The organism is Prevotella sp. AM42-24, assembly GCF_003461825.1.
Taxonomy (GTDB): Bacteria; Bacteroidota; Bacteroidia; order Bacteroidales; family Bacteroidaceae; genus Prevotella; species Prevotella hominis.
Genome location: NZ_QTXV01000096.1, coordinates 1 through 5,806, shown reverse-complemented (window position 1 = coordinate 5,806; position 5,806 = coordinate 1). Strand labels below are relative to the sequence as shown.

The following is a 5,806-nucleotide window of genomic DNA, read 5'->3' as shown; positions in this document are numbered from 1 at the left end:
ATAGTAGTTTAAAGGCTAAAAGCACTACCTTTGCATACAATAATAAGTAACAACACGTTTAAGGTCACAATTTGTGATCTCAAAAATAAAGATAGCAATATGGCAGATAATATAGAACATCAAGATAAAGGAGAACTGGTCGCAAATTGCGACCGGTTCAATAGTTTGAAGCACTCAACAGTTCGTTCAAATGTTCATTATGTAGGCTCCATAAAAGATCCGAATGGTGGATATGGCTATCCAATGATTAAAGATTATTCTGATTTTTTGAAGAGTCAACAAAAATTGAAAAATAAATGAGATTTATATTTTGTATTTTTTTGTCAGTTATAGGATTGGTTAGTTTTGGTGAAACATCTAAAAAACTTGAAAATGGTATCTATCATAATGAAACCAGTTCAAAATTGATAGAAATTAAAAATGACACACTAAAGTTCTATTCCTCCTCTTCTATAGAGGGGGAACAGAGCTTTCCTTTGGCTATTTGTCAAATAACTAAAGTCAGCGATACTTTTTTTGAGATAAATTCAATAGAAGGACCGATGCAAAGTGCTTTTAAAAACATTTTAATTATCGAAGAAGTTTCTGGTAATAAAACTCTTGCTGAAATACTTTTCAAAGTTCCGAATACAACTATGCCTATAAAGTTTAATGTTTATTGTGGAACTATTTCGTATTCTGGGATTACAGAAAAAGGGACATGTACTATAGTATTGAATCGTAATAGAATTAATTCTCCAAAAAGTTTCAGATTTACATTCCAACCAATGTATTATACCGAAAGTAATCCCGCAGGCCAATACTTTGGTGTCTTATACTACGAGTATCCGTATAAAGTGGATTTGAATACTGAGAAAAGTATTATTATAAATCTACCTGATGTAACAGATAAACTTTTCAATCAATATTATTTATTAGGAGAGTATATACAAGTTACACCAAATGGTATAAAATGGAGAGGTGAATACTACAAAAAGCAACAATAATCTTAGTGTGTTTACTATTCAATATGTCTTTGTAAACAATAATTTGTAAAAGTCCATCTTTGGTTCGAGTGTAAAATAAGCTGTGTTCTACTACAATGGGTAAACACAGTTTATTTACATTTCATTTCTTTATTAGGGCATAGTTATCCCGATTTTCTTTTTTAGGTTCGTTACCAAACGAATCTATCAGAATAATATGGTTGGCATCCTTCACCTTGTAGAAGGTATGCTCACCACTTGAAGGATGCACAAGCATCAGGATGTTGCCATCAAGCACTTGGAAAGTACCTTTTAACCTTTCCTGCTCGTTCTGCTTTTCTTTGAATGTCTGTATCAACAAATAGGTACCATCAGCATTTAACGTGAGTGTTGTTTCAACATCAGGTGGCAACACACCACAATATGTTCCTGCTATGGAATCCATGCCAGAGGCTAATGGTGAGGTCATCAATCAAAGAACAGTGCATGTGTTTGTGCCATACAAGTATTTGTATCTTTTCGATGAGCCAAGGATGGCTCATGTATCTTTCGAGGGCAGCAACAATGCATCTTATAATTGCGACATCATACGCCATAACGCCGAACTCATACATAGGGAAGATGGCAATTATTTTATGGCTATAGCCACAATGTGCACACAGGAGCAAAATGTCCCTGTGTTGCAAAAATACATGAAAGTTGATGTCAGAATCATCGTCAGCAACAAAACGTTATGGCAGCAGGTGTTCGGATAAGCTATATCCGAACACCGCCTACTATCTCCATAAAGGTTCATTTTCCCATCCTTGCGGAAATCCCATGGCATGCAAATCTACATTAGAGTATTTTGCAAAGAGTTTGAGTAGAGAACTTTTCAAGTCCATGCAAGGTTTAATAGTTTGTTCCAAATATAATAAGGTGCATAGCTGATGGTACAACTTGATAGGCTTCTGACTTGGAGTAATCCAATTGAGAGGAAGTCGGTTCGGTAATTGAGGTTTCAAGGCAAAACGCCTATTCCATATACGTGCATGATGAGCACAGCAATTACGAAGTACGGTAATGCACCTTATCCAACTTTCCAAATAAGTGTATTGAGGAAGTCCAAACTCTCTTGCCACTTGCTTCTTTAATCGATTGTCCTTAAACAGGCAAAACAACTTTGAAAGAGTACCAAATGAAACAACCTCCAAGGTCTTCCACACGGGTGGAAGAGCTGGATAATTATATTTCTCGGAATGTTCCTTGATAAAATCTTCATTTGAGCGAGACACCTCTTTCTTTATATTGTCAAGACAACCTTCATAAAACTCTGCATTCTTGAACAATGACGAATCCATAAACCAAAATGCCCCATGTTCCATTGAGAACACTTGAATCATCTTGGTTCGGAGAGAAATCTCAATATCTTGGATAGCCGTGAATATAAGTTGGCGTAGTTCTTTATCAAAGAGATAAAGGTTGATGGCTTGCTCGAATGTACTGCCGGATTTGTAAAGATGATGTTGTCGGTCTTGCTCCATGTATCGAAGATAACTAGCGATACGGAAATAGCTGATATTGCAAAGCTGTAATTTGGCTGTAGCTACATCCTCTATCATTAGTCCTCTGTTTTGGAGCAAGGCTAATTGTTCATCTATATTTATCGGTTGTTTGTCGTAGTTCATATACCCATATAAAAAGCGAAGTCCCACCGTGGTACGCATCGTTGAGAGGCGTGGTGGGATTTGTTGCTGCAAAAATACGCTTTTTTGTCGGAATCTCCAAATATTTTCTTAGAAAACTGCATTTCATGCATGGGATTTTACACAAAAAGTTCTAATTGCCATAAAAATCTCATCGTAATTCATTGGATATTTAGAAAATTATCGTATCTTTGTCCCCGAATTAAGGTGTTCTTTGTATATTGCAAAATACAGAAACGAGCAGAAGTCCGCTCGTTTCCATATTGTTACCTATATAATATAGGCAAACGCCCAAGTTCTTGATATTCAATCAAAGTCCTATTTAGAGCGAGTTAAAATACTTAATTTTACGTTCTTTTCAAAGAAAGGGTTGTGTGATAGTAGTTTAAAGGCTAAAAGCATTACCTTTGGATGCTGTTAAATATGGTAATGTTCAAAGTCACAATTTGTGATATTGGAAAAATGAATATAAATATGACAGATAAAATAGAAAAAAAAGGAGAGCAGCGAACTGTGTATATCACATAGGTGCATCCATTAAGGACTCAGGTAAAAAGTGGTTTGGTTTATCCAAGATGGAGATATATAGTATTAAAGCGCATCGCCAGTAAACGTCCTTTGTTATTTGATCCAAAATAGAACACTTTAAAAACGGAGGTAGAATGAATAGATATTTCGACTCTTACGGTTCAGACCCACGCCGCATCCAGTATGCTGGTAGCGAGACTGATGGCTTTTCTGTTGATTATAAGGTTATTGAATTTTCACTTGCGAAACTTCAATTAATTACACCTAAGCGAATTTCCACAAGTAAAAGGTTCTACTATCTTGCTGGATGAGTTTTATAATTTAAAATACACTATCTTCATGAATAAGTTATTAAAAATATTTTGTTTTTGTGGGTTGTTTTGCTTATGGAATTGTTGTAAAAATAGCATACATCCTAATCTTATAAACAAAAAAGTTTGTAAGCAAATATTGGTAAAAAATTATTTTGATGATAATGAATATATTATTAATGATGATATTTCAATCCAAGAACTGTATGAACTCTTACAGAATGCAACTCTCTGTGACATAATCAAATTGCCTCCAAGATTAGTATTAACTATAAAAGGAACAAATTATCATCAGACTTTTTTCATATGTGATGATTATATAAAAGATGACAAAAGAAAAATATATAGATGTAAAAAAAATATAGAAAAGGAGTTAAAGAAAATCATCAAAGATAATCGTTCACACAACGGTTTGGAACGTAGTGAATGGCAGGCTGTATATAGTGAGAATATTTCGCGTGGTCAACTAAACCGACCTTTAAGAACTTATTATATAACAACAAAAGCCCCGTCAGGTAATTATGTAGGGGGCGATGGTCCTTCTATTTTAGCAGACAAAAATATTCCAATTTCGCTATATTGGTATAAAAAGTAAAATAATTCGTACGATAAAATTGCTTACATATTTCATCGTACGAACATGTTGTTATTAAAAATATAGAACAGATGAAAATAAAGTTTACATTATTATTTTTTTTATTATTAGTAACATTTTCTGCAATTGCAAATTATAATTTGCCTAAGGAGAAACTCAAAAAAGTCAAGTTACAATTAAATAATAAAACTTTCGAACTCTGTGTACCTAAAGGATACATGTTGTCAATCAACTATACAACAGAAGAAATTGAATATTTGTTTAGATATCAAGATTCTTCATGTATCTATTTAAGTGGTTTCTTTTATTGTAAAAATGAACGAAATATAAGTCTTTTAGGGGATAGTATATATAATCTTCGTTTTCAAAACTCGAAACTAATTAAAGAAATTAACGAGCTTCTTACAAAGAACAAAATTCCTATAAAACCAGATACTATTAAATTGAAGGGAATTCAAGAAAATCAATTAATGTGGAAGGATATTCTATTGAAAGATATAAGTGTAGGCTATTATAATGTGTCGAAAATAAATGTCGCCTTATTTGATAGGTCAATATCATCATTGAAACAGAAAATGAAATAATTAAAGAATGAAACATCCATATGAAGAATATGAGGCATCCAGGCTTTGGGAATTTGTAAAATCTTCAATAGAAGATTTAGTTGAGAATAATGATATTGAGCTTTTTACTCCGATAGAGTATATTGTAGGTCATATTTGCAAAAATATATCCTCAACTGATATAAATAGTAGAGAAAAGTCGCCCAAATAGAGCATTTCATCATATTAGAAATGTCTAAATGGAAGAGAGTGTAAAACAGTGCCAAGCTATAACAATTATAGTCCAATACAGTTTATTTTACACTCTCCATACTTTCTTATTCAGAATACAGTTCTTTCCGTCCTCTTTTTTAGTTTCATTGCCAAACGAGTCTATAAGAATAATGAAGTTTGTATCCCTCACTCTTATAAAATAGATTGTCCCCGCTCGAAGGATGCACAAGCATCAAGATGTTGCCGTCAAGCACTTGGAAAGTACCTCTTAACCTTTCCTGTTTGTTCTACTTTCATTGTATGACTGTATCAACAAATAGGTACCATCAGCATTTAATGTGAGTATTGTCTCAACATCAGACGGTAATACACCGCAATATATTCCAATAACGGAATCTATACCAATATTACAGCACTTTTTTGATTAATTCAACAATTCCATACAATATTCTCAAATTCCTATCGTTCTTTAGCTATAACATAAAAGACGAGCAACATGAAAGTATCAACAAAACAAGGTTATAAACCGCCTTAAAATTCAGTTGGGCTTATCTGAGGATAATTCCGTTAGCATCTTCGAAACATTTTCCATACTACGCCATACAGCGTTTTGTCCGTGTCACCGACACGGAGGGCAATGTAACGACCTCTACTTACGACATGGGTGAAATGTGAATGAAAGACCTCAAACTGTAAATGTAACAATAAAATGAGAAATCACATTTGTTTAATTACGCTTTACGCTTTTACCTATATTTTATACTCTTGCTCTATGGAGCAAGAGTATAATTCTTTCAATATAATATATTGTAAAGAAGTTTCCTCAGGATTACAATATAATAATTCTTGTGGAACGATAGAATATAAAGGGGAGAAATATACTATAAAAAAGAGTGTTTATTATGCCTAAATTCCGCAGCATTTTAGTTTAACTTATTTTATAAGT

General features: G+C 33.3%; 9 protein-coding genes. 7 read left to right on the top strand and 2 right to left on the bottom strand.

Features of this window, described 5'->3' with window-relative positions; all coding sequences use genetic code 11:
• Positions 1-99 precede the first annotated feature (99 nt).
• Entirely contained in the window at positions 100-300 is a 201-nt protein-coding gene (locus DW917_RS15725) for a hypothetical protein (protein ID WP_118120241.1), read from the top strand.
• Positions 297-986, top strand: a complete 690-nt coding sequence (locus DW917_RS15720) for a hypothetical protein (RefSeq protein WP_117728745.1) — start codon at positions 297-299, stop codon at positions 984-986. The genes DW917_RS15725 and DW917_RS15720 overlap by 4 nt, the downstream gene beginning before the upstream one ends.
• 121 nt (positions 987-1,107) lie before the next feature.
• Here DW917_RS15720 and DW917_RS15715 read toward each other — a convergent pair whose 3' ends face one another.
• Positions 1,108-1,410: a copper resistance protein NlpE N-terminal domain-containing protein gene (locus DW917_RS15715; protein WP_233524786.1), complete on the bottom strand. Its 303-nt coding sequence runs from the start codon at positions 1,408-1,410 to the stop codon at positions 1,108-1,110.
• Here DW917_RS15715 and DW917_RS15710 point away from each other — a divergent pair.
• Positions 1,400-1,720, top strand: coding sequence for a hypothetical protein (locus DW917_RS15710; RefSeq protein ID WP_233524785.1), 321 nt, complete (start codon positions 1,400-1,402; stop codon positions 1,718-1,720). The genes DW917_RS15715 and DW917_RS15710 overlap by 11 nt on opposite strands.
• Before the next feature lie 21 nt (positions 1,721-1,741).
• On the opposite strand, the gene DW917_RS15705 is transcribed toward DW917_RS15710, so the two are convergent.
• Positions 1,742-2,704: an Abi family protein gene (locus DW917_RS15705; protein WP_233524784.1), complete on the bottom strand. Its 963-nt coding sequence runs from the start codon at positions 2,702-2,704 to the stop codon at positions 1,742-1,744.
• Between the two features lie 608 nt (positions 2,705-3,312).
• Between DW917_RS15705 and DW917_RS17365 the strand changes: the two genes are divergently transcribed.
• The 4 genes from DW917_RS17365 to DW917_RS15690 all read left to right on the top strand — a co-directional run bounded on the left by DW917_RS17365 (position 3,313) and on the right by DW917_RS15690 (position 4,858).
• Positions 3,313-3,489, top strand: coding sequence for a hypothetical protein (locus DW917_RS17365; RefSeq protein WP_158570216.1), 177 nt, complete (start codon positions 3,313-3,315; stop codon positions 3,487-3,489).
• 28 nt (positions 3,490-3,517) lie between these two features.
• Positions 3,518-4,084, top strand: coding sequence for a hypothetical protein (locus DW917_RS15700; protein ID WP_118120233.1), 567 nt, complete (start codon positions 3,518-3,520; stop codon positions 4,082-4,084).
• 71 nt (positions 4,085-4,155) lie between these two features.
• Entirely contained in the window at positions 4,156-4,668 is a 513-nt protein-coding gene (locus DW917_RS15695; protein WP_118120231.1) for a hypothetical protein, read from the top strand.
• A gap of 7 nt (positions 4,669-4,675) precedes the next feature.
• Positions 4,676-4,858 (top strand): hypothetical protein, encoded by a 183-nt coding sequence (locus DW917_RS15690; protein WP_118120229.1) that lies wholly within the window; start codon positions 4,676-4,678, stop codon positions 4,856-4,858.
• The last annotated feature ends 948 nt before the right edge of the window (positions 4,859-5,806 follow it).

Bases quoted from the DNA above. Each gene is read 5' to 3' on its own strand.
- DW917_RS15725 (WP_118120241.1), top strand. From the start codon at position 100: ATGGCAGATAATATAGAACATCAAGATAAAGGAGAACTGGTCGCAAAT.
- DW917_RS15720 (WP_117728745.1), top strand. From the start codon at position 297: ATGAGATTTATATTTTGTATTTTTTTGTCAGTTATAGGATTGGTTAGT.
- DW917_RS15710 (WP_233524785.1), top strand. From the start codon at position 1,400: ATGGAATCCATGCCAGAGGCTAATGGTGAGGTCATCAATCAAAGAACA.
- DW917_RS15715 (WP_233524786.1), bottom strand. From the start codon at position 1,410: ATGGATTCCATAGCAGGAACATATTGTGGTGTGTTGCCACCTGATGTT.
- DW917_RS17365 (WP_158570216.1), top strand. From the start codon at position 3,313: ATGAATAGATATTTCGACTCTTACGGTTCAGACCCACGCCGCATCCAG.
- DW917_RS15700 (WP_118120233.1), top strand. From the start codon at position 3,518: ATGAATAAGTTATTAAAAATATTTTGTTTTTGTGGGTTGTTTTGCTTA.
- DW917_RS15695 (WP_118120231.1), top strand. From the start codon at position 4,156: ATGAAAATAAAGTTTACATTATTATTTTTTTTATTATTAGTAACATTT.
- DW917_RS15690 (WP_118120229.1), top strand. From the start codon at position 4,676: ATGAAACATCCATATGAAGAATATGAGGCATCCAGGCTTTGGGAATTT.